We start from the raw sequence: 23,652 nt of genomic DNA, 5'->3' as shown, positions 1-23,652 counted from the left end.
CCCCGATTGCCACCGGCGCCCGGGGCGCCGCAGACGAGAGGCCAAGAGCCATGCGCACCGAACAATCCAAGACCATTTATCTGAAGGACTATCAGGTTCCCGACTACCTGATCGACGAGACCCACCTGACCTTCGAGCTGTTCGAGGATCACAGCCTGGTGCACGCGCAGTTGGTCATGCGTCGCAACCCCGAAGCGGGGGGCGGGCTGCCGAAACTGGTACTGGATGGCCAGCAGCTTGAATTATTGCACCTCAAGCTCGATGACCGCGAACTGGGCGAGGACGACTACACGCTGACCGACAGCCACCTGACCCTGCAGCCGACGCAGGAACGCTTCGTGGTCGACAGCAGTGTGCGCATCCACCCGGAGAGCAACACCGCGCTGGAAGGCCTGTACAAGTCCGGCACTATGTTCTGCACCCAGTGCGAGGCCGAGGGCTTTCGCAAGATCACCTTCTACCTCGACCGCCCGGACGTGATGAGCACGTTCACCACCACGGTCAGCGCCGAACAGCATGCCTACCCGGTGCTGCTGTCCAACGGTAACCCGATTGCCAGCGGCAGTGAGGAGGGCGGTCGTCATTGGGCCACTTGGGAAGACCCGTTCAAGAAGCCGGCCTACCTGTTCGCCCTGGTCGCTGGTGATCTCTGGTGCGTGGAAGACAGCTTCACCACCATGAGCAGCCGCGAAGTGGCGCTGCGCATCTATGTCGAGCCGGAGAACATCGACAAGGTGCAGCACGCCATGGACAGCCTCAAGCGCTCGATGAAGTGGGACGAGGAGGTCTATGGCCGTGAGTACGATCTGGACATCTTCATGATCGTCGCGGTCAACGACTTCAACATGGGCGCCATGGAGAACAAGGGCCTCAACATCTTCAACTCCAGCTGCGTGCTGGCCAAGGCCGAGACCGCCACCGACGCCGCGCACCAGCGCGTCGAGGCGGTGGTGGCGCACGAGTACTTCCACAACTGGTCGGGCAACCGCGTGACCTGCCGCGACTGGTTCCAGCTGTCGCTCAAGGAAGGCTTCACCGTGTTCCGCGACAGCGAGTTCTCTGCCGACACTCACTCGCGTACCGTCAAGCGCATCGAGGACGTGGCCTACCTGCGTACTCACCAGTTCGCCGAAGACGCCGGCCCCATGGCCCACCCGGTGCGCCCGGACGCGTACATGGAAATCTCCAACTTCTACACCCTGACCATCTACGAGAAGGGTTCGGAAGTGCTGCGCATGATTCACACCCTGCTCGGGCCGGAACTGTTCCGCAAGGGCTCGGATCTGTACTTCGAGCGTCACGACGGCCAGGCCGTGACCTGCGACGATTTCGTCAAGGCCATGGAAGATGCCAGTGGCATCGACCTGACCCAGTTCAAGCGCTGGTACACCCAGGCCGGCACGCCGCGTCTGGAAGTCAGCGAAGCCTATGACGAGGCGGCGCAGACCTACAGCCTGACCTTCCGCCAGAGCTGCCCGGCGACGCCGGGGCAGAGCGAAAAGCTGCCGTTCGTGATTCCCGTGGCGCTCGGCCTGCTCGATGCCCAAGGCTTTGAGCCGCCGCTGCGCCTGCAGGGCGAAAGCGCGGCGCAGGGCACCAGTCGCGTTTTGTCGGTGACTGAAGCCGAGCAGACCTTCACCTTTGAAGCCGTCGCCGAGAAGCCGCTGCCGTCGCTGCTGCGCGGCTTCAGTGCGCCGGTCAAGCTGCACTTCCCCTACAGCCGTGACCAACTGATGTTCCTGATGCAGCACGACAGCGACGGCTTCAACCGCTGGGAAGCCGGCCAGCAGCTTTCTGTGCAGGTGCTGCAGGAACTGATTGGCCAGCACCAGCGTGGCGAAGCCCTGGTGCTGGATCAGCGCCTGGTCGCCGCGCTGCGCACCCTGCTTGAAGACGAGTCGCTGGATCAGGCCATGGTCGCCGAGATGCTCTCGCTGCCGGGCGAGGCCTATCTCACCGAGATCAGTGAGGTGGCGGATGTCGAGGCCATCCACGCCGCGCGCGAGTTCGCTCGCAAGGCGCTGGCCGACGCGCTGTTCGCTCCACTGTGGGCGCGCTACCAGGCCAACCGTGAAGTCTCCAAGGCCACGCCTTACGTGGCCGAGGCAGCGCACTTCGCTCGCCGCAGCCTGCAGAACATTGGGCTGTCCTATCTGATGCTCAGCGAGAAGCCCGAGGTGTTGGCGGCCTGCGTCGACCAGTTCGACAACGCCGACAACATGACCGAGCGCCTTGCCGCGCTGGCCGTGCTGGTCAACTCGCCGTTCCAGGAAGAGCAGGGCAAGGCCCTGGCCATGTTCGCCGACTTCTTCAAGGACAATCCGCTAGTGATGGATCAGTGGTTCAGCGTGCAGGCCGGTTGCCCACTGCCGGGAGGCCTGGAGCGTGTGCATGCACTGATGCAGCACGAAGCCTTCACTCTGAAGAACCCGAACAAGGTGCGTGCGCTGATCGGTGCCTTCGCCAACCAGAACCTGATCAACTTTCACCGCGCCGACGGGGCGGGCTACCGCTTTCTCGCCGACCAGGTGATCACTCTCAACGCCCTCAACCCGCAGATCGCTTCGCGCCTGCTGGCGCCGCTGACCCGCTGGCGCAAGTACGGCTCGGCGCGTCAGGCACTGATGAAGGCCGAGCTGGAGCGCATCCTCGCCTCCGGTGAGCTGTCCAGCGATGTCTATGAAGTGGTGAGCAAGAGCCTGGCCTAAGACTAATGCCGATCAGATAGGGCTCCTGAAGCAGTCTTGGTAGCAGCCCCGCCTCGGGGCGATCGCCGGTTTGCGGCGGGGCGCCGCTCATACACACTCGGTGCGTCGACGCTTGACTGGTTGGCTTTAGGCCTGAAGCGGGTTTTGCTCCACAAAAAAGTGTTACCGATCTCTGGTTGGTAACACTTTTTTGTTACCCAATGAAATATGCACGCACTCCGTTATGCCTTTGCACACTTAAGTTCGGGCTTCGTCGCTTGACAGCGAGGTGATATTCGTCGCCCAACTGCGCTGCGAGGCGCGTGGTAAGTGGCATAAAGCGTCGGATCGTAGGACAAAGTGCGCCAGTTTTTCTGACGTATTGGTCAGTGGCTGATCAGTCACGAAAAGAAACTGGCCAACAGCTCTTCCAAGCCTGTTTGCGCTGATACACCTGTTTGAATTGGCACCATGGTTGCAGTACCGAGCTGGATCTGACCGCGTGCGAGCGCACGCTGGTCGTTGGAACATGTCGCTGCAAATAAAAACAGAAGCCGTCGTCAGTACGGCAATCGCGACCCGGATACGGGATCGCTCAAAAGAATGATCTGTCCACGGAGTGAGTCTCGATGGAAATTAAGTCCCGCAAGCCCGTTCTACGTTTTGCCCCGGCCAAGGCCGGCTTTGCGTTCGCAGGCGTTCTGCCGTTGCTGGTCGCCGCCCAGGCTCAAGCGGTGGAGTTCAGCTTCGCCGATAACGAAATCACCGGTTCCATCGACACCACCGTCTCCTACGGCCAGCTATGGCGCGTACAGGGCCAGGACAAGACCAACAACGACATCAATACCAACGATGGCAACCGCAACTTCGATACTGGCCTGGTTTCCGAGGTATTCAAGATCACCACTGATCTGGAAGCTTCCTATCAGAACTACGGTGTATTCGTTCGTGGTACTGCTTTCTATGACACCCAGATCATGGACAAGCGCAACGACTACTACGACGCAAATACTCCGGCTCAGCCCAGCCAAAGCTATCCGCGCGACAACAGCTTCACTCGTGAAACCCGCCACAAGGCCGGTCGCGATGCTCAGATTCTCGACGCCTATGTCTATGGCAACTGGGACGTGGCCGATATGCCGGTCTCTGGTCGTTTCGGTAAGCAGGTATTCAACTGGGGCGAGGGCCTGTTCTACCGCGGTGGGGTGAACACCACCAACCCGGTCGATGCTGCCAAGTTCCGTTTGCCAGGTTCAGAAGTTAAAGAGGTGCTGGTGCCGGTTGAGGCGCTGAGCTTCAACATCGGTTTGACCGATAATCTGTCGATGGAGACCTTCTACCAGTTCAACTGGAAGGAAACCGCAGTCGATCCGGTCGGAACTTATTTCTCCGAGACAGATCTTTTTGCCGACGGCGGGAATACGGCTTATAACGACTTCTCGCAAACCGCACTCGGGGCCAGGAACCCACTGCTGCTCAATAATACCGTGCTGGGCGTATACAATAACCCAGCCCTCATCGGCCAGAGTCAGGCTGTTTTCGGTGCGTTGGGTTTGTACCAAGGGCCGGGTGGGAAGACGTTCGTTTATCCGGGTGATCAGATTGCGCAAGTGGCTAAGATTGGCGGTGATCTGAATGCAAAGAATGACGGTCAGTATGGTGTTGCGTTTCGCTATATAGCAGAGGAACTCAACTCTACTGAGTTTGGTTTTTACTTCGTAAACTACCACGGCAAAGAACCCAGCATCTACGCGGACTTGAACGGTTATCAAGGTGTCAACGTAGGTGCTCTTGCTGGTGCGCTGGGTAATGCGTCGCTTGCTGGTGGTTTGGCTACTGCGGATCTGTTGGCTAACGTGCAGGCTCGCAGGGAGTATGCGGAAGATATCCGTATGTATGGCCTCAGCTTCAATACAACGGTTGGCCAGACATCGGTCTTCGGTGAGCTTTCCTATCGTCCTAACCTGCCTATCGGTATCGCTGCGACTAACGATTTGTTGGGCGACCTGGTGGGGCAGGGGGCACAGCTTGCCGATAATTCTGGTGCGCTGCCAAACGCCGGAACTGCGGTAATCGCTGGGCAGCAGGTCGCTCGTGATGGTTCCATCAGCAACTACACCCGTGTAGAAGCCTTCAATACTTCCCTTGGGGCCATTCATAACTTTGGGCCGACGCTGAGCTTTGACTCTCTGTTCGGTATCGCAGAACTCGCTTCCGAGCATGTGCGTGGCGATAGCCTGAAGTACACGGATTATCAGGGTAATGTTCGTTATTATGCTGGGCGTCCAAACAATTCCTACATTTCGGACTATGGCCGCGACGACCAGATCAACAAGAACGCCTACGGCTATACCCTGGTGCTCTCCGGCACCTGGAACGACGTTTACGCTGGCGTGAACCTGTCGCCGTTCGCGGTGTTCAAGCATGACTTCGAAGGCAACTCGCACCAGACCGGCAACTTCATCGAAGGTCGCAAGGCGTACACCCTCGGTATGCGCGCCAGCTACCTGAACAGCCTGGAAGCCGAGATCCAGTACACCGAGTTCTACGGCGCAGGCCAGAACAACGGTGCGCGTGACCGCGACAACATCGGCCTGAACGTCAAGTACTCCTTCTAATACCTATAACCAGAAATACGTCGGGCGCTCTCGGGCGCCCGGCAATACTCTTCACGGAGAATTACCCATGCTGAACAAGCACAGGCTGATGGCTGTAGCCGTTGCGCTGGCGTTTTCTGCCGGTTCCGCGCTGGCTGCCGTTTCCCCGCAGGAAGCCGCCAAGCTCGGCGATACCCTGACTCCCTTCGGCGCCGAGAAGGCTGGCAACGCTGCCGGCACCATTCCGGCCTGGACCGGTGGTATCACTCAGGCGCCGGCTGGCTACACCCGTTCGGGCCAGCACCACGTCAATCCGTTCCCGGAAGACAAGCCGCTGTTCACCATCACCGCGGCCAACCTGAGCCAGTACGAGGCTAATCTGACGCCGGGTCAGATCGCCATGTTCAAGGCTTACCCGGAAACCTATCAGATGCCGGTCTACCAGACCCGCCGCTCCGGTTCCGCGCCGCAGTGGGTCTATGACAACACCGTCAAGAACGCCACCAGCGCCAAGCTGGTCGATGGCGGCAACGGCTTCTCCGATGCCTACGGCGGTATCCCGTTCCCGATTCCGCAAAATGGTGTCGAGGCGCTGTGGAACCACATCGCCCGCTACCGCGGTACCTACATCGTGCGTCGTGCCTCGGAAGTGGCAGTACAGCGCAATGGTGCTTACTCGCTGGTTACTTCCCAGCAGGAAGCGCTGTTCAAGTACTACCTGCAGAATGGCTCCTTCGCCGACCTGAACAACATCATGTTCTACTACCTGTCCTTCACTACCAGCCCGGCGCGTCTGGCCGGTGGTGCAGTACTGGTTCACGAGACCCTGGATCAGGTCAAGGAACCCCGTCAGGCCTGGGGCTACAACGCTGGTCAGCGTCGCGTACGTCGTGCACCGAACCTGGCCTACGATACCCCGATCGCCGCGGCTGACGGTCTGCGTACCGCCGACGACACCGACATGTTCAACGGTGCCCCGGATCGCTATGACTGGAAACTGGTGGGCAAGAAGGAAATCTACATCCCGTACAACAACTACAAGGTCACCAGCCCTGACGTTAAGTACAAGGATCTGCTGCAGGTCGGTCACCTCAACCCGGCTCTGACTCGTAACGAGCTGCACCGTGTGTGGGTCGTCGAGGGTACGCTGAAGTCCGGCGCCCGCCATATCTACTCCAAGCGTACCCTGTTCCTCGACGAGGACAGCTGGCAGGCTGCGGTGGTGGATCAGTACGACGGCCGTGGTGAGCTGTGGCGCGTTTCCATCGCCTACCTGAAGAACTACTACGATCTTCCGACCACCTGGTCCGCGCTCGATGTGTTCCATGATCTGCAGGCGCGTCGTTACCACGTGCAGAACCTGGACAACGAAGAGAGCAATACCATCGACTTCACCCAGGCCACTCCCGACGACGGTTATTTCAAACCGGCCGCCCTGCGTCGCCGCGGTACGCGATAATAGTCGTGTAGTCTCACGCGAAGGCCGCTACAGTAGTAGCGGCCTTTTCGTATCAGCTTGGCGAATAGGCTTCTATCACGCGGGTTTTGCCTTAACAAAACATAACGTCACGCCAATTGTCAGGGCTTTCCGAAGCTCGCTAGGATGAGCGGCCTGCTAATCAGCAGTACCGCCTATAACAAGAAAGGGGGAAGGTATATGAGTGAGCCCGTCATGCGGCGCACCCAGTCCGGTCTGGCGCCCATCCTGGCGCGCAAATCGGCGCTCCGTGTCCATTCGCCGCTGGCTAAAGCGCTCTCGCTGTGCAGTGTGCTTTCCATTCTGGCTTTCGCTGCCGCACCCTTGCAGGCCGAGACCTCGGCTGCGGCTGATGCCGGCTATGCCATCGAGTCGCCCAAGGCTGTGCACAGCCTGTTGCTCGATGTGGTCAACACCGGCGAGCGCCTGGTTGCCGTCGGTGACCGTGGCCATGTTCTCTATTCCAACGACCAGGGGCAAAGCTGGCAGCAGGCCAAGGTTCCGACCCGCCAGATGCTGACTTCGCTGTTCTTCGTCGATGCCCAGCATGGCTGGGTGGTCGGTCATGATGCGCAGGTTCTCACGACCACCGATGGCGGCCTGACCTGGACCAAGCAGTTCGAAGATCTTGAGCGCGAAGCGCCGCTGCTGGATGTCTGGTTCAAGGATCTTCAGACCGGTTACGCCGTGGGCGCCTATGGCGCGCTGCTGGAAACCACCGATGGTGGCCAGAACTGGGAAGACGTCAGTGATCGTCTCGACAACGAAGATGCCTATCACCTCAATGCCATCACCGCTGTGAAGGACTCGGGCCTGTTCATCGTCGGTGAGTTGGGCCAGATGTTTCGTTCCGCTGACTGGGGTGAGACCTGGGAGCGCATCGAGGATCTGCCCTACGAGGGTTCGCTGTTCGGTGTGATCGGTACCGACCAGCCTGCCACGCTGTTGGCCTATGGTCTGCGCGGCCACCTGTTCCGCTCCACCGATTTCGGTGACAGTTGGCAGCAGATCACGCTCAACACCCCGAACAATGGTCCGCTGGAATTCGGTCTGGCCGATGGCGCGCTGCTCGATGATGGCAGCGTCGCTGTAGTCGGGCACGGTGGCACCGTGCTGCGCAGCAAGGATCACGGCCAGACGTTCAGCCTGATCAACCGTCCCGACCGCCTTTCGCTGGCCGGGGTAGCTGCACTGGATAACGGCAACCTGATCCTGGTGGGGCAGGGCGGCGTTCACCTCGCCGCCTCGACTGGCGCCGATCTGGGCCAACAATAACAAGCCGGGAGCCTTTGCATGACCAAGCATCAACAACAGCCTGCTTCCTTCCTCGAACGGCTGATTTTCAATAATCGCCCGGCGGTGATCCTGATCTGCCTGCTGATCAGTATCTTCCTGTTCTATCAGGCCGCGCAGGTACGTCCGCAGACCAGCTTCGAGAAAATGATTCCGCTGGGGCACCCTTATATCCAGAAGATGCTCGAACACCGTAACGACCTGGCCAACCTGGGTAACACGGTACGCATTTCGGTGGAGGCCACCGACGGCGACATCTTCAGCAAGGAATACATGGAAACGCTGCGGCAGATCCATGACGAGGCGTTCTACATTCCCGGCGTCGACCGTTCCGGTCTGAAATCGCTGTGGAGTCCGAGCGTGCGCTGGACCGAAGTAACCGAAGAGGGCTTCGCCGGCGGCGAAGTGATCCCGCAGACCTACGACGGTTCTGCAGACAGCCTCGAGGATCTGCGTAGCAACATCCTCAAGTCGGGTCAGATCGGTCGCCTGGTGGCGAACAACTTCAAGTCCAGCATCGTCGATATTCCGCTGCTCGAGTCCTACCCGGACCCGAATGATCAGAGCAAGCTGATCAAGCTGGACTACCAGAAGTTCTCTCACGAGCTTGAAGACAAGATTCGTGAGAAGTACGAGGCGCAGAATCCCAACGTCAAGGTGCATATCATCGGCTTCGCCAAGAAGGTCGGTGATCTCATCGATGGCCTGATCGGTGTGGCGTTGTTCTTTGCCGTGGCCATTGGCATCACCTTCGTGCTGCTGTTGTGGTTCACCCACTGCATTAAGAGCACCTTGGCGGTACTGATCACCACGTTGGTCGCGGTGATCTGGCAGCTCGGTCTGCTGCATACCCTGGGCTTTGGTCTCGATCCCTATTCGATGCTGGTGCCTTTCCTGGTATTCGCCATCGGTATCTCCCACGGGGTACAGAAGATCAACGGGATCGCCATGGCGTCGGGTGAGGCGACCGATGCGCTGTCTGCCGCGCGCATGGCCTTCCGTCAACTGTTCATCCCGGGGCTGGTGGCGCTGCTGTCCGACGCCGTCGGCTTCGTTACCCTGCTGCTGATCGATATCGGCGTGATCCGTGAGCTGGCAATCGGCGCATCGATGGGTGTGGCGGTGATCATCCTCACCAACCTGATCCTGCTGCCGGTCGTGATTTCCTATATCGGTATCGGTAACCGTGCGGTGAAGAAGAGTCGCGAAGAGGCCGCCAAGGATCATCCGGTCTGGCGCGCCATTTCCAACTGTGCCCATCCGATGGTGGCACCGATCTCCGTTGTCGTTGCCGTGGTGGCGCTGGCTGGTGGTGTCTGGTACGGCCAGAACCTGAAGATCGGTGACCTTGATCAGGGCGCGCCGGAACTGCATCCGGACTCGCGTTACAACCTGGACAACGACTTCGTCATCCGCAACTACTCGACCAGCTCCGACGTACTGGTAGTCATGATCAAGACCGGCCCCGAAGGCTGCTCTACCTATGACAGCCTGGCCGCCATGGACGAGCTGATGTGGAAGATGGAGAACACCGAGGGCGTGCAGTCGGCCATCTCCATGGTCACCGTGTCCAAACAGGTGATCAAGGGCATGAACGAGGGCAACCTGAAATGGGAAACCTTGTCGCGCAACCAGGACGTACTGAACAACTCCATCGCCCGCGCTGAAGGCCTGTACAACGCCGACTGCTCGGTGGCGCCGGTACTGGTGTTCCTCGAAGACCACAAGGCCGAGACGCTGTCGCGTGCCGTGGGTGCTGCCGAAGAGTTCGCCGCCCTGCACACCACTGACGAGCTGCAGGTGGTACTGGCAGCGGGTAACGCCGGTATCGAGGCGGCTACCAACGAAGTGATCGCTGCCTCCGAGACCACCATGCTGATCGCGGTCTACGCGGCGGTGAGCATCATGTGTCTGCTGACCTTCCGTTCGCTGGCAGCGACCCTGTGCGTGATTCTGCCGCTGGTGCTGACTTCGGTGCTGGGCAACGCACTGATGGCTTTCATGGGCATCGGGGTTAAGGTCGCCACTCTGCCGGTGATCGCGCTGGGTGTGGGTATCGGTGTCGACTACGGCATCTACATCTACAGCCGTCTGGAGACCTATCTGCGTCAGGGCATGCCGCTGCAGGAAGCCTACTACGAGACGCTGAAGTCTACCGGTAAGGCGGTACTGTTCACCGGTGTCTGCCTGGCGATCGGTGTGGCGACCTGGATCTTCTCGGCGATCAAGTTCCAGGCCGATATGGGCTTGATGCTGACCTTCATGTTCCTGTGGAACATGATCGGTGCGATCTGGCTGCTGCCGGCTCTGGCTCGTTTCCTGATCAACACCGAGAAAATGCGCGCCAAGGCTTGATGCCTATCGCGTAGAACGAAAACCGCGGCCCTTGGGCCGCGGTTTTTTTATGTGCGTAGCGCCGGTATACGAGATGGCAAGCCGACTGCTGGATGGCTGCCTGGGGTAGGAGCCCCGCCTCGGGGCGAATGCTTTTGTTGCCGGCGTGTATGGCCCCCCGACCGTTGCAGCTGAGGTTAGGCAAGCTGCTGTGGGTGTGCAGATTCGCGGCGAGGCGCCGCTCCTACAAATGGACCGCGTCGCCGCTCAACGCATACATAGCACTAGCCCCGTCCGCCAATGTTCAGCCCCGTGTAGCCCGGATGAAATCCGGGGGGCGTCGTCGACAGTCATATCCGCAATGCCAGGCCCAAGTCTCGCGGCTACCGGCCAGGGCGAATGCCCGGCTACTGGCCACGGCAGAGCGAACCCTCTGGCGGGGACAGTGCCATGGTCGATTGGTGCGCGGCGTATCCTGCAAGCCCATCGCACGCCTAGCGCGGATACAGCGGCGGCAGCGCGCTGCTTTCCTGCGGCGCTGCGCTTGGCTCCTGTGCGGCGGGCAGGTTGCGAATCGCCTTCCACAGCTCCTCGCCTTGCCATTGCTGGCCAACTTCGCTGTACAGCGCGCCGTTGAGACCGTCCAGGGCGTCCGACAGCGGCACGTAGCGTGCGGCCATATCGGCGAGGGTTTCCGGTTGTTGGCGAGCCCAGGCGTCGAGTGCATGACGAGTGGCCTGGGCATCGCCGGCCTGGCAGGCACGCTTGATGTCGTCGAGCAGCGTGCGCGGGCTCGGGCCACTCTGCGCCGCGCGCTGGATCGCCGGTTGCCGGCGGGCATGCCACCACAAGCCGAAGCCGAGCAGCGTGGTCAGGCTCAGCACTGCGCAGGCCAGTTGCCAGGGCCACAGTTCCGGCCCCTCGATCACCTGGGTCGTTACCATCGGCGTATTGGGTTGTTCATCGTTCTGCAGTTGCGGGTTTTCCGCGACCTGCAGCGTACGGGCGGAGAGGGTGGTGCGCTCCAGCGTGTCGGTCTGGGTGTTCCACCACAGCACTTCCAGGGGCGGCAGATCGAAACTGCCGCTGCGATTGGGTACCAGCGCCTCGCGTTCTTCGCGGGTACCGATGATGCCCGTTTCGCTCTTCTGGTCGCTCATTTGCGGCTGATCCGGGTAGCGACGCAGGCCGTCGACCTGGGTTGCCGGCAATGGCGGCAGCTGGGCGCTGGAAAGGCCATCGACCTTGAGAATCAGGCGGCGGGTCAGGGAATCGCCAACCTGGCTCTGCTCCGGTTGCGGGTTCCAGGTTTCCGCCAGGCCCAGGGCACGCGCCGGTAGCCAGGGCGCGTCAGCCGGGTAATCGGCCGGCTTGGGTTTGACCTGCAGCGGAATGTCCGGTGATTTGACCCGCGAGACCTTGCCGGTGCGGGGGCCGAAGGGCAGGAAATCATTGTTGCGCGAGCGGTCGACCAGGGTGGCGCTGAAGGTCTGGCCCGGGATCACCAGTTGTCCGCTGCGCTGCGGGTAGATGGCGTATTGCAGCTCGATCACGCCGTGCAGCACGCCGCCAATGCTCTTCTCGTAGGTGCGTGGTTCGCCCAGTTGCTCGACACGCGCATCCGCTATGCGCAGGGGCGTCAGGCTGCTGTCGTCGTACATGGACACCGAGTGGTAGATGCGCAGGGTCAGCACGGCCTGGGCCTGAACGTAGACGTTGTCCTGATCGAGGCTGGCATCGATGAATACCGGTGCCAGCTGTTCGCCGTTGCCGGCGCTGACGGCTGCTTCGACGTTCAGCGTGATCGGCAGGGTTTCGGCGTCTTCCAGGCGGATTGCCGGGATCGTCACCTCGCCGTTGCGGCGTGGCTGCAGGGTCAGGATCCAGCGAGTGCTGGCGCGTGGCGTATCGCCGATGCTGCTCAGGCGATTGACCTGGCGGCTGCCAAGTACCTCGAAGTCTTTATCCAGCGGGCTCAGGTCGGGTCGGCCGAAGCGGGTCGGGTCGGTCGACTCCAGCGTCAGCACCACGGTTTCGCCCTCGCTCAGGCGAGTGCGGTCGACGCTGGCGAAAAAGCCCTCTGCATGGGCCTGCCCCGCGAGCAGTAGAAGAAGCAGGAAGACCAGACGCTTCATTGATTCGAGTCCTGACGCTGTTGCTGTTCGTACCAGAATTTGCGCCGCAGCAGTTCGGCCGGGTCATCCGGGATCTGCCGCAGCCATTGTTCCAGCGCCTGTCGGCGTTCCGCCGCCGTGCCCAGATCGGCTGCCGTGCGGGGTGGCGCAACGGGCTCGGCGTCGCTCGGGAGTTCACTGCTGGTGCTGGGCTGGGTGTCTTCCCCGGCGCCATTGGCGCTGCCCTGTACGTCGCTGTTTTCACTGCTCTCACCGCTACTGCCCGGCTGGGTAGGCTGTGCGGCAGTACTCTCGGCGGGCTGGCCGGCCGGCGATTCATTCGGCTGTGACTGCTCGTTGGCGTGTTCCTGCTGCTCGGTCGAATCACCCTCGCCGGATTGCTGCTGATTTTCGCGCTGACGTAGCGCTTGTTCCACCAATGCTTTGTTGTGCTGCGCCGCGGCCAGCTCCGGCTGGCGCTCCAGGGCCTGCTCATAGGCATCCAGCGCTGCCTCCAGTTCGCCGGCCTTGGCCAGGGCATTGCCGCGATTGTAATGATCGGCTGCGCTGTCGCCCTTGGCGAAACGTTCTGCGGCGGCGGCATAATCCTCGGCCTCATAGAGTGCCTTGCCTTGCCACTGCGGCTCGACGAAGCGTTGCGCGGCCTCGGCCGGGCGTTGCGCCTGAAGCAGGCGCTGGCCCTGCTGATCGGGGCGCAGCCAGAGATCGTCGAGTTCGAAGGCATGGCTGCTCTGTGGTGGCAGCATCAGCAGCAGTGGCAGGCAGAACAGCCAGCCGCGACGACCGGCGCAGGCGGCGAGCAACAGCAGCGGTAGCAGTAGCCAGTAGCCCTGGTCGATATGGCTGTCGAGCTGTGTCGGCTCACCCGCTGCGCGCATGGCCTGCGGGCCGTCGAGCAGGCCCAGGCGACGCAGGTCCTCGTCGTCCAGGCGGCTCGCTGCGTAGCGGCCGCTATGGGCTTCAGCGGTTTCACGCAGGCCGCGCGCATCGAGGCGCGGAATCAGGATGGCGCCGTGCGAATCCTTGAGGAAGCTGCCGTCCTCCTGCACCACCGGCGCGCCTTCGCGACTACCCACGCCGAGGATCAGCAATGGTACCGAGCGCTTTTGCAGCGCTTGCTGGATGCCGCTGCGTTCCTCTTCAGAGAGGGCACTGGTGATCAGCAGCAGGCGACCCTGGCCCAGCTGCGCTTGGTCGAGCAGCTGCAGTGCACGGGCCACGGCCAGGTCGGCACGGCGACCCGGCTCGGGCATCAGCGAGGGCTTCAGCGCTTCGAGCAAATTACGGCTGGTGGCCAGGTCATCGGACAGCGGCACCAGGCTGTGTGCGCTACCGGCATAGACGATGATCGCCGTCTGTGCATCGCGACGCGCTTCGAGCAGATCGAGCAGCTTGCGCCGGGTCTGTTCCAGGCGGTTGGGGCGACCGTCGGTGGCGAGCATCTGCGGCGTCAGTTCGAGCAGCACCACCAACGGATCGGCAGGCTTCTGGTTGCTCTGCTCGACGCGCTGCCAGCTGGGACCGAGCAGCGCCAGTACGGCCAGCAGCCAGGCCAGGCCGAGTGCCAGCCAGGGCAGCTTGCTGGAGCGGCCGCTGCCACCCTTGAGCAGCGCCTGATGGAAGGCCGCTGGTAACAGGAGTTGCCAGCGCCCGCTCTGGCGCTCGCGATGCCACAGGCGCCAGAGCAGCCAGGCCAACACAGGCACTGCCAGCAGCCACAGTGGGCGCAGCCATTCCGGCCAGAGCAGGCTCATGTACGCCTCCGCAGCCGCTGCAGCAGCTCGGGCCACAGTACCTGACCGACCAGCAGCAGCGAGCCCAGTAGCGCCAGCGCCAGCGGCCAGGGATAGAGGGCCAGGACCGGGCGGGCGAGGGTAGGTTGCTGGGCGACCGGCTCGAGACGGTCGAGGGTCAGTTCGATCTGCTCCAGCTCGGCCTGATTGCGTGCACGGAAATACTCACCGCCAGTGACGTCGGCGATCGCGCGCAGGCTGGTTTCGTCCAGATCCAGGGCGCTGAAGCCGAAGCTGCCGAATGCACCGCTTTGCTGCGGATCGGCGCCGATGCCGATGGCATAGATGCGCACGCCCTCATCGGCGGCCAGTTGCGCGGCGACCATCGGATCGATCTCGCCGCCGTTGTTGGCGCCGTCGGTGATCAGCACCAGCACGCGGCTCTGCGCCGGGCGCTGGCGCAGGCGCTTGACCGCCAGGCCGATGGCATCGCCGATGGCGGTGTTCTTGCCGGCGATGCCGATCATGGCTTCGTCCAGCCAGGTGCGCACCGTGTGACGGTCGAAGGTCAGCGGTGCCTGCAGATAGGCCTGGCTGCCGAACAGGATCAGGCCGACCCGATCGCCACGGCGGCCTTCGATGAAATCGCCGAGCAGGCGCTTGACCAGTTCCAGGCGGCTGATGGGCTCGTCGTCCCACTGCATGTCGGCGTAATCCATGGAGCCGGAGACATCCACCGCCAGCAGCAGGTCGCGGCCGCTGGCCGGCAGCGGCAGCGGTTCGCCGACCCACTGCGGCCGTGCGGCGGCGCACAGCAGCAGAAACCAGAGCAGCGCCAGCGGTGCTTGTTGGCGCCAACTGGGCAGTGCGGCGCGGGCGCGGCGCCCGCTCAGGGCCTGCAATTCGTCGAGAAAGCCGACGCGCAGCGCCGCATCGCCGCTGTCGGCTGGAGGCAGCAGCAGGCGCAGCAGCCAGGGCAGCGGCGCGAGCAGAAAGACCCAGAGCCAGGCGAACTCAAACATGCTTGCGAATCCAGATGGCGATGGCCTGATCGAGCTCCACGATGGCCTTGTCGCTCAGGGTGCACTGCGGCCTGTAGCCGCCATCGACGAGGATCATCCAGCGGGTCAGGCCGGCTGCCGGGCAGCGGTTGTCGAGAAACGCCAGCCAGGCGCGGCTGCTCAGGGTGTGGCTGGCGCTCTCAGGATAGCGTTCGCGGCACAGGCGCTTGAGCAGGGCGTTGAGCTGCTGTAGCCAGGGGCCTGCCGGGGCGCCGTCATAGGGTTTGCTCAAGCGTGCCAGCTCATCGAGCGCGGCCTGACGCAGTGGGTCGAGTGTCTGCTCGGCCGCCACTTTGGGCGTAGGCCGGCGCCAGTTGCGTAGCAAACGCCACAGTGCCCAGCCGAGCACCGGCAGCAGCACGGCCAGCACCCACCAGCCCGGAGCCGGCGGCCACCAGTGTACGGGGGGCGGGTCGATCAGCGGCTGCAACTGGTCGATGGGGTTCATAGCGACTTTCTCGAATGCAGGGCGCTGAGTTGCTCCTGCAATTGCTCGACCAGTTCGAACTGGGTGCTCAGCGGCAGCAGCGGCACGCCGAGCTTCTGCGCCAGACGCTGCCAGCGCGCTTCACGGGCCTGAGCCTGGGTGCGGTAGGCCTGGCGCAGGTCACCATTGTGGCTGTCGAGCTCCAGCTGAGCGCCGTTCTGGGTAAAGCGCAGCAGGCCGGCGGCGGGCAGGGCGTGGTCGAGCGGGTCGGACAGCGGCAGCAGTAACAGATCGGTGTGGCGCGCGAGCAGTGTCAGCTGCTGTTCGGCGTTATCGCTGAGGGCGCGTTCGTCGCACAGCACGATCACCAGGCTGCCTGGGCGTAGTACTTCACGAGCGCGGCGCAGGGCCAGGCCGAAGTTGTCGCGGCCCGTGTTGGCCTGGCTCTCCGGGCCGAGCGCCTGGTTGGCACGGGCCAGCAGATTGAGCAGTTGCAGCAGGCTCTGCTTGCTGCGCCGGGGTTTCACTTCGTGATGTTCGTTGTCGGCGAACACCAGGCCGCCGATGCGGTCGTTGTGGCCCAGTGCGGCCCAGCCGATCAGCGCTGCAGCACGCGCGGCCAGCACCGACTTGAAGCACTGGCCGGAGCCGAAGAACAGGCGCTGGCTCTGCTCGGCGATGATGAAGATGGGGCGCTCGCGCTCCTCATGGAACAGCTTGGTGTGCGGCTCCTGGGTGCGTGCGGTGACGCGCCAGTCGATGGTGCGCACGTCGTCGCCCGGCTGATAAACGCGCACCTGGTCGAAGTCCACGCCGCGACCGCGCAACTTGGAGTGGTGCAGGCCGATCAGCGGGCTGCGCCGAGCCGGGGTGGAGAACAGCGGCACTTCATGCACCTTGTGGCGCATGTCGATCAGCTCGCCGAGGGCGATATGGATGCCGGGTTGGCTGGCCGGGGTTTGCATGGGCTTCAGCCCGTAGCCCGGATGCAATCCGGGGAGGCAGCGTGATCAGCCCCGGATTGCATCCGGGCTACGTGGGACAGGCGCATGGTGCGCGGCTGCATCAAGCCACCGCCACCACGTCGAGGATGCGCTGGATCACGCGGTCCTGATCGACGCCCGAGGCTTCCGCCTCGAAGGAGAGGATGATGCGATGGCGCAACACGTCGAACAGCACCGCCTGGATATCTTCCGGGCTGACGAAGTCGCGCCCGGCCAGCCAGGCGTGGGCGCGGGCGCAACGGTCGAGGGAGATGGAGCCGCGCGGGCTGGCGCCATAGGCGATCCAGTCGGCCAGCTCGGCGTCGAACTTGGCCGGGGTGCGGCTGGCCATCACCAGTTGCACCAGGTACTCCTCCACGGCATCGGCCATGTACAGGCCGAGAATTTCCTTGCGCGCGGCGAACACCGCCTGCTGGCTGACCCGGTGCTCGGGCTTGGCCTCACCGTTGAGCGCATCGCCACGAGCCTGGGCAAGAATCTTGCGCTCCACCGCCGCGTCGGGAAAACCGATCTTCACGTGCATCAGGAAACGGTCGAGCTGCGCTTCCGGCAGTGGGTAGGTGCCTTCCTGCTCGATGGGGTTCTGCGTGGCCATGACCAGAAACAGCGGCGACAGGTCGTAGGTGCTGCGGCCCACCGACACCTGGCGCTCGGCCATGGCTTCGAGCAGCGCCGATTGCACCTTGGCCGGGGCACGGTTGATCTCGTCGGCCAGCACCAGGTTGTGGAAGATCGGCCCCTGCTGGAACACGAAGCTGCCGGTTTCCGGACGGTAGATCTCGGTGCCGGTGATGTCCGCCGGGAGCAGATCGGGGGTGAATTGGATGCGATGGAACTCGCCTTCTATGCCTTCGGCCAGTTCCTTGATCGCCTTGGTCTTGGCCAGACCAGGGGCGCCTTCGACCAGTAGATGGCCGTCGGCGAGCAGGGCGATCAGCAGGCGCTCGATGAGCTTTTCCTGGCCGAGAATCTGGGTGGAGAGAAATTGGCGTAATGCGACCAGCGCTTCACGGTGTTCCATCGTCGGGCTCTTCTGGCGGATGGGCGGGCTTTTACTGCCGCGCGTGCAGACCGCCGACTTTAATGCATTTGCGGCTTCGGCCGCTATGTGCGGCGCGGGTCATGAACAGTCTGGCAACAGAAATGCGAGGGATGTCGCCAGCGCTGAAATGACCCGCCGTCGACGAGGGCGGGTCATGCAGCCAGGTGCGACGCTATTGCCACTGCGCCAGGAGCCGGCGCTGGGTGAGCAGGGCGCTGTCCTGCGTGGTGGGAGCAAGCTGTATGGTCTGCCCCGGCAGGCATTGCGCCAGCCGAGCCACGGCCTGTGGCGTCAGCGCGCCGAGACGCGGGTAGCCACCGATGGTCTGGCGGTCGTTGAGCAGGATGATCGGTTGGCCATCCGGCGGCACCTGCACGGCGCCCAGCGGGATGCCTTCGGAGATCATCGAACTGCGCTGGCATTGCAGCTGCGGGCCGTTGAGACGAATGCCCATGCGGTCGGCGCGCTGATCGATCAGCCATTGGCTGTTGAAGGCGTCGAACAGGCTCTGGCCGCGAAAGTCACCGATCTGCGCACCCAACACCAACTGCAGGCGCGGCGCATCCTGATACTCGGGAATGAACTCGGCGGGCATCTGCCGCGTTGCGCTGGTGCTACCGGTCCAGCCCAGAGCATCGCCGACAGAGATGGCGCGGCCATCGCCCTGCAGGCCACCAAGGCCTTCACGTAGCATGCTGGCGCAACTGCCCAGCACCAGCGGCGCCTGGAATCCACCTGGCGCTGCGAGATAGGCGCGCGCGCCCTGGCGCGGCTGGGCGAAGCTCAGACGCTGGCCCTGGCGCACCTCGAAGCTGCGCCACGGCGCCAGCGGCTGCTCGTCCAGACGCGCGCCGAGGTCGGCACCGGTCAGCGCCAGTGTGGCGTCACGGCGGCATTCGAACTCGGCGTTGCCCAGGGTGATCTCCACCACAGCGGCAGTCAGCGGGTTGCCCAGCAGCCAGTTGGCCCAGCGATGGGCGATCCAGTCCAGGGCGCCGCACTGGGTCACGCCGAGGTGGCGTACGCCGAAGCGGCCAGCATCCTGCAGTTGAATGAACGGGCTGCTGCGCAATACGCGCAGGCCGCCATCGATAGCGCTCATTGGCTGGCCTCCAGCGGGCTGTCGTCGCCACCCAGGCGGATGAATTCGGCGCGCTCGATGGGCACGAAACGCACCCGATCACCGGGTTGCAGCAGGCTGTAGCCTTCGATGTCGCTGCCGAACAGGCGGCTCGGCGTGCGCCCGATCAGGTTCCAGCCACCGGGCGAAACCACCGGGTAGGCGGCCGTCTGCCGTTCGGCGATGCCGACGCTGCCGGCGGCGATGCGCTTGCGTGGTGTGCTCAGGCGCGGCGCGGCGAGGATTTCCTCGACCAGCCCCATGAAGGCGAAGCCGGGCGCGAAACCCAGGGCGAATACCTGATAGGCATGGCCGCTGTGTCGGGCGATCACCTCGGCCTCGCTGAGCCCGCTGCGCCGGGCCAGCAGTTGCAGCTCCGGGCCGACGCTGCGGTCGTACCAGGTGGGCAACTGGTGTTCGCGACCGCCTTGCAGATCGGCAGGCTGCAAGCCATCGAGTGCTTCGGCGACCTTCGCTCGTGCCTGCTCGCTATCGAGCTGGCACAGGTCGTAGTGCAGCAACAGCGTGGTGTAGGAGGGGACGAGGTCGATCAGCGCGCCGCCGAACACTTCCTGCAGGCGCGTGCGTGCGGCCAGCATCCACGGCATGTTGGCTTCATCAATAAAGTCGAACAGGCGCAGGATCACACTATCGATGCCGGCGACTTCCAGCCGGGCGTTGGGCGCCTTCATGCCTGAACCAGGCTGTCGAAGGCCTGGCGGATGCGTTGCACGGCAGCCACCGAACTGGCGTTGTCGCCATGCACGCACAGCGTCTGCGCGGCCAGGTGCAGTACGCTGCCGTCGCTGGCCTGCAGGGCCTCGCCACGCGCCAGGGTGACTGCCTGGCTGACGATCACCTCGCTGTCGTGATGCACGGCCCCCGGCAGGCTGCGGCTGACCAGGAAACCGGCGGCGTCGTAGGCGCGGTCGGCGAAGGCTTCGAACCACAGGGTCAGGCCGAATTCGTCGCCCAGTACCTGGGCTGCGCTGTTGTCACGGGTGCACATCAGCATCAGCGGCAACTGGCGGTCGTACTTGGCCACGGCGCTCATCACCGCGCGCAGGGTGGCGGGCTTGCGCATCATGTCCTGATACAGCGCGCCGTGAGGTTTGACGTAGCTGACACGGGTGCCCTGGCTGCGGCAAATGCCTTCCAGTGCACCGATCTGGTAGAGCATCAGGTCTTCGACTTCCTGCGGCGTGCAGTCCATCGAGCGGCGGCCGAAACCGACCAGATCCTGGTAAGCGGTGTGTGCACCGATGCGTACATCGTGGGTCACGGCCAGGGCCACGGTCTTGCGCATCACGCTGGGGTCGGAAGCGTGGAAACCGCAGGCGATGTTGGCGCAGTCGATATAGGGCATGACCTCGGCGTCCAGGCCCATGGTCCAGGCGCCGAAGCTTTCGCCGATGTCGCAATTCAAAAGCAGGCTGTTCAAGTGAGCATCCTAATCATGAGGTGCATGGATATGGCCGGACAGCTTTGAGCTGTTCTGGGAGTTGGCCTCATTTTTCCGGCGTCGCCCAGAGGCGTCCAACTAATAAAAACATCCGCCGGAGATAGGAAAAGCTGATGGTGTCGGACATCGGATTTTCTGATCGCCACACGCCGGTTTTTCCCGTTGGACAGTGCCGACCGTCGCGCTCGACAGTGAGTCGGGTGAACGCTCCTTGGCGCCGTTCTGGTGCACCCCCGGTGTCTCCCGTACCCGGGGGCTTTTGCGTTCCTTTCGAGTCGACTCAGTACCTGGCTACCAGTCTACGGGGGAACCCCAGTGAAGACCGCACCCTGTCTGTCCGCGCTCTGCGCCTTGCTTGTCGCTCTACCCATGGCTTTACCCGTACACGGCAGCGAACGCTGGTCGATGTCGGTGGAACAGCCGGCCGGCAATTTCATCAGCCGTGTAGCGGTGGAGTTTGCCAGGAATGTTCGCCAGGCCACCAATGGCCAGCTGAACATACGCGTTCACCCCAACTCCACCCTGTATCGCCGCCCTGAGGTCAAGCCTGCGGTAACCCGCGGCGATATTCAGATCGGCGATGTGTTCATGTCTGCCCTGGGCAATGAAGATCCGATCTACGAGCTGGACAGCCTGCCGTTTCTCGCCACCGACTACGAGCAGGCGCGCAAGCTCTGGGCGGTGAGCCGTGAGGCGGTGGAGCGACGCCTGCTGGCCGATGGCGTGCGCCTCGTTTACGCAGTGCCGTGGCCGGCGCAGAGCCTGTTCAGCAATCGCCCGTTGCAGGCTGCGGAGGATGTTCGCGATCTGCGTTTTCGCAGTTACAACCCGACCATCTCGCGTCTGGCCCATTTACTTCATGCGCAACCGACGACCATCAATACCGAGGACGTACCGCAGGCCTTCCGCGACGGTCAGGTGGACATCATGCTCACCTCCAGTGCGACAGGCATGGACCTGCGCGCCTGGGACTTCGTCTCGCATTTCTATGACGTACGCGCCTTCATCCCGAAGAACATCGTCATCGTCAACGAGCGTGCCTTCCAGCGTCTACCCGAGGCCCAGCGCAGCGCCTTGCTGCATGCCGGTGAACGGGCCGAGCGGGCAGGGTGGGAGTTATCCTGGGCCTTGACCGGTTATCAGACGCGGATGCTCGCCAGGCACGGCATGACTGTGGTGCAGGACATTGACCCGCAATTGCGCCGGGAGCTGACCGAAGTCGGTCAGCAGATTACCGAGGAGTGGCTGGCGCGTGCCGGCGATGAGCATGCGCAGATCATCGAGGCGTATCTCGACGGGCAGTCACGTTAGAGCGCCTGCGCGAATGCCCGGTCGGCATTGCGACCGGGCTCTAACTGCATTCAGGCCAGTCGGAACTGCCTGGCGCTACGTCCCAGTGCATCGACCTGGGATGACAGCCCCTCGGTATGGCCGCCCAGAGTATGGCGCAGGTCCTTGCTCTGCCCGGTGTGCACGTGGATGGTTTCCATCTTGTCGGCGATGTCCTCGGTGGTGGTGGACACTTCCTCGATGGCCACCACGACCTGGTTCATCTCGCCGGTCAGGCGCTCCATCGCCGAGGTGATGGAGCTGATGGCGTCGGCCACCTGAGCAGCATGTCGCTCGCTGTCGGCAGCCAGGTTCAGGCCGTTGCTCATCAGCTGGTGCATGTGCCGGGTCTGTTGCTGGAACTCACCGACGATGGCGCTGATGTCGGTGGTTGCCGAGACCGTCTTCTGCGCCAGCGAGCGCACTTCATCGGCGACCACCGAGAAGCCGCGGCCGGCGTCACCGGCTCTTGCCGCCTCGATTGCCGCGTTGAGGGCGAGCAGGTTGGTCTGATCGGCGAGGCTGTTGATCACATCGACGATACCGCTGACCCGCGCGCTGCTCTGGCCGAGGGCATCGACCTGGCTGTGGGTGTCCTGAATCAGCTGCGCCAGGCGACTCATGCTGTCGACGCTGGCGGCGATCACTTCGCCGCCGTTACGCGCGGCATCGTAGGCGCTGGTGGTGGCGGTGCCGACTTGCGCCGTGCGCTGCGCCATGTCGTTGAGGGTGGCGCTGATCTGGTGCGAGGCCGAGGCGGCCTGCTCGGTCTGCATTTCCACCTGGGTGCTGTTGTCACCCAACTGACGCATGGCATCGCCCAGGTGATGGTGCAGGCGGCTCAGCTCGCCGTTGGCGCGCACCACTTCGGCAACGATACCGCCGATGCCCTGGATCATGCGGTTGGCGGCGTCGGCCAGCTGGTTGAATTCGTCACGCGGATTGCTGCCCACCGGCAGCTTGCCGGTGAGATCGCCGGAGGCGACCTGAGTGAGCAACTGAATGACGTTGCGCAGGCGGCTGACCAGGGTGCGTGAAGCCTGCAACAGGGTGAAGCAGAGCAGGGCGGCAACGGCGAGGAAGCTCAGCCCCATCATCCACAGTGCGGACAGGCGGGCCTGCTCGGCTTCCTGGGTGCGGCGCAACAACAGGCCGCTCTGCAGCGCCTGCGCTTGTTCGTCGATGCGCGTCTGCAGTTGCTCGCCCAGTTGGCGCAGGCGCTGATTGGTCGCGTTGATGCGCTCGATGTTGCCATGGATATCAGTGAACGCCTGGGCGTAGCCCTGCACGTTCTTGCCGATCGGCGTGTCCTGCCATTCGAGATCCGCGATCTGCTCCTGCAGCTTACCGATCGCCGTCAGGGCAATCTGGGCGAACGCCGGGTCGAAGGTCGACAGATAGTCACGCTGGCTGCTCAGAGCGCTGGTAATGAAAGGTTTGATCAGGTCGAAGCTGATCGCTTCCAACGCCTTGCCTTTTTCCGTCAATGTTTTGCGCTGGCCCTCGAAAGGCGTCAGGCCCAGGGCCTGATTGAGGCTCAGCCACTGGCGCTGCTGGGCCAGTTCCTCGAGCAGCACGGCCTGGATCTGCTGGGCGTGTTGCAAGGTGGCGTCGTCTTCCAGTGCCTGGGCTTGCGTCAACAGTTGTCCGATGAGTTCTTGCAGCTCATTGAGACCGCTGTCGAACGCTGCCTGCAGGTCGGGGGTGATCTGTTGGCGCAGTGCGTTCTGTTGCCACCAGTGGTTCATCAACTGGGTACTGGCGCTGGCATAGGCTGCCGCCTGTTCCCTCGCCTGTAATGCGCTGCTGACGCGATGGTTGGCCCATAACGAAGCGGCCGCCATCAAGATCAGGCTGATCAGGGTGAGCGCGATAAGGGCGCGGAATTTTTGTTGCCAGGACAGTAAAAAGCTCACGATAACGCCTCGCCATCTTCTTCAGGATGATTCTC

The 23,652-nt window shown here is 63.1% G+C and carries 16 protein-coding genes; 6 read left to right on the top strand and 10 right to left on the bottom strand.

Annotated features, from left to right (window positions below):
• Positions 1-50: 50 nt before the first annotated feature.
• The 5 genes from pepN to BLT86_RS09830 all read left to right on the top strand — a co-directional run bounded on the left by pepN (position 51) and on the right by BLT86_RS09830 (position 10,409).
• On the top strand, positions 51-2,708 hold the full coding sequence (pepN, locus tag BLT86_RS09850) for an aminopeptidase N (protein WP_017679057.1): 2,658 nt from the start codon (positions 51-53) through the stop codon (positions 2,706-2,708).
• 608 nt (positions 2,709-3,316) lie between these two features.
• Positions 3,317-5,305, top strand: coding sequence for a DUF1302 domain-containing protein (locus BLT86_RS09845; RefSeq protein ID WP_017679058.1), 1,989 nt, complete (start codon positions 3,317-3,319; stop codon positions 5,303-5,305).
• A gap of 67 nt (positions 5,306-5,372) precedes the next feature.
• On the top strand, positions 5,373-6,743 hold the full coding sequence (locus tag BLT86_RS09840) for a DUF1329 domain-containing protein (RefSeq protein ID WP_017679059.1): 1,371 nt from the start codon (positions 5,373-5,375) through the stop codon (positions 6,741-6,743).
• 198 nt (positions 6,744-6,941) lie between these two features.
• Complete coding sequence (locus BLT86_RS09835; protein ID WP_021489723.1) at positions 6,942-8,036, top strand: YCF48-related protein; 1,095 nt, start codon at positions 6,942-6,944, stop codon at positions 8,034-8,036.
• 18 nt (positions 8,037-8,054) lie between these two features.
• Complete coding sequence (locus BLT86_RS09830) at positions 8,055-10,409, top strand: efflux RND transporter permease subunit (RefSeq protein ID WP_017679061.1); 2,355 nt, start codon at positions 8,055-8,057, stop codon at positions 10,407-10,409.
• Between the two features lie 473 nt (positions 10,410-10,882).
• Here the strand turns inward: BLT86_RS09830 and BLT86_RS09825 are convergent, their stop codons facing one another.
• The 9 genes from BLT86_RS09825 to BLT86_RS09785 form a co-directional block, all read right to left on the bottom strand.
• On the bottom strand, positions 10,883-12,523 hold the full coding sequence (locus BLT86_RS09825) for a BatD family protein (RefSeq protein ID WP_092376424.1): 1,641 nt from the start codon (positions 12,521-12,523) through the stop codon (positions 10,883-10,885).
• Positions 12,520-14,277 carry a VWA domain-containing protein gene (locus tag BLT86_RS09820; RefSeq protein ID WP_092376421.1) on the bottom strand — a complete coding sequence of 586 codons (1,758 nt, stop codon included), beginning with the start codon at positions 14,275-14,277 and terminating at the stop codon, positions 12,520-12,522. Before BLT86_RS09820 ends, BLT86_RS09825 begins: the two co-directional genes overlap by 4 nt.
• A complete protein-coding gene (locus tag BLT86_RS09815; protein WP_074856742.1) occupies positions 14,274-15,278 on the bottom strand; it encodes a vWA domain-containing protein in 1,005 nt (334 codons plus the stop codon). The genes BLT86_RS09820 and BLT86_RS09815 overlap by 4 nt, the downstream gene beginning before the upstream one ends.
• Positions 15,271-15,765: a DUF4381 domain-containing protein gene (locus tag BLT86_RS09810; RefSeq protein WP_092376418.1), complete on the bottom strand. Its 495-nt coding sequence runs from the start codon at positions 15,763-15,765 to the stop codon at positions 15,271-15,273. The genes BLT86_RS09815 and BLT86_RS09810 overlap by 8 nt, the downstream gene beginning before the upstream one ends.
• Entirely contained in the window at positions 15,762-16,709 is a 948-nt protein-coding gene (locus BLT86_RS09805; protein ID WP_075748576.1) for a DUF58 domain-containing protein, read from the bottom strand. The genes BLT86_RS09810 and BLT86_RS09805 overlap by 4 nt, the downstream gene beginning before the upstream one ends.
• Before the next feature lie 100 nt (positions 16,710-16,809).
• On the bottom strand, positions 16,810-17,769 hold the full coding sequence (locus BLT86_RS09800) for an AAA family ATPase (RefSeq protein WP_017679067.1): 960 nt from the start codon (positions 17,767-17,769) through the stop codon (positions 16,810-16,812).
• A 193-nt stretch (positions 17,770-17,962) separates the two neighbouring features.
• Positions 17,963-18,892 carry a 5-oxoprolinase subunit C family protein gene (locus tag BLT86_RS09795; protein ID WP_017679068.1) on the bottom strand — a complete coding sequence of 310 codons (930 nt, stop codon included), beginning with the start codon at positions 18,890-18,892 and terminating at the stop codon, positions 17,963-17,965.
• On the bottom strand, positions 18,889-19,602 hold the full coding sequence (locus tag BLT86_RS09790) for a 5-oxoprolinase subunit B family protein (RefSeq protein ID WP_017679069.1): 714 nt from the start codon (positions 19,600-19,602) through the stop codon (positions 18,889-18,891). The genes BLT86_RS09795 and BLT86_RS09790 overlap by 4 nt, the downstream gene beginning before the upstream one ends.
• Positions 19,599-20,351 carry a 5-oxoprolinase subunit PxpA gene (locus BLT86_RS09785; RefSeq protein ID WP_017679070.1) on the bottom strand — a complete coding sequence of 251 codons (753 nt, stop codon included), beginning with the start codon at positions 20,349-20,351 and terminating at the stop codon, positions 19,599-19,601. The genes BLT86_RS09790 and BLT86_RS09785 overlap by 4 nt, the downstream gene beginning before the upstream one ends.
• 390 nt (positions 20,352-20,741) lie before the next feature.
• On the opposite strand from BLT86_RS09785, the gene BLT86_RS09780 reads away from it, so the two are divergent.
• Positions 20,742-21,683 (top strand): TRAP transporter substrate-binding protein, encoded by a 942-nt coding sequence (locus tag BLT86_RS09780; RefSeq protein ID WP_231976591.1) that lies wholly within the window; start codon positions 20,742-20,744, stop codon positions 21,681-21,683.
• A 50-nt stretch (positions 21,684-21,733) separates the two neighbouring features.
• On the opposite strand, the gene BLT86_RS09775 is transcribed toward BLT86_RS09780, so the two are convergent.
• Positions 21,734-23,617 (bottom strand): methyl-accepting chemotaxis protein, encoded by a 1,884-nt coding sequence (locus tag BLT86_RS09775; protein WP_017679072.1) that lies wholly within the window; start codon positions 23,615-23,617, stop codon positions 21,734-21,736.
• Positions 23,618-23,652 lie beyond the last annotated feature (35 nt).

The sequence above is a fragment of the Pseudomonas sihuiensis genome (genome assembly GCF_900106015.1).
Lineage (GTDB): Bacteria > Pseudomonadota > Gammaproteobacteria > Pseudomonadales > Pseudomonadaceae > Aquipseudomonas > Aquipseudomonas sihuiensis.
The sequence above is the reverse complement of the archived record's forward strand: the minus strand, read 5'-3'. Positions and strand labels throughout refer to the sequence as shown.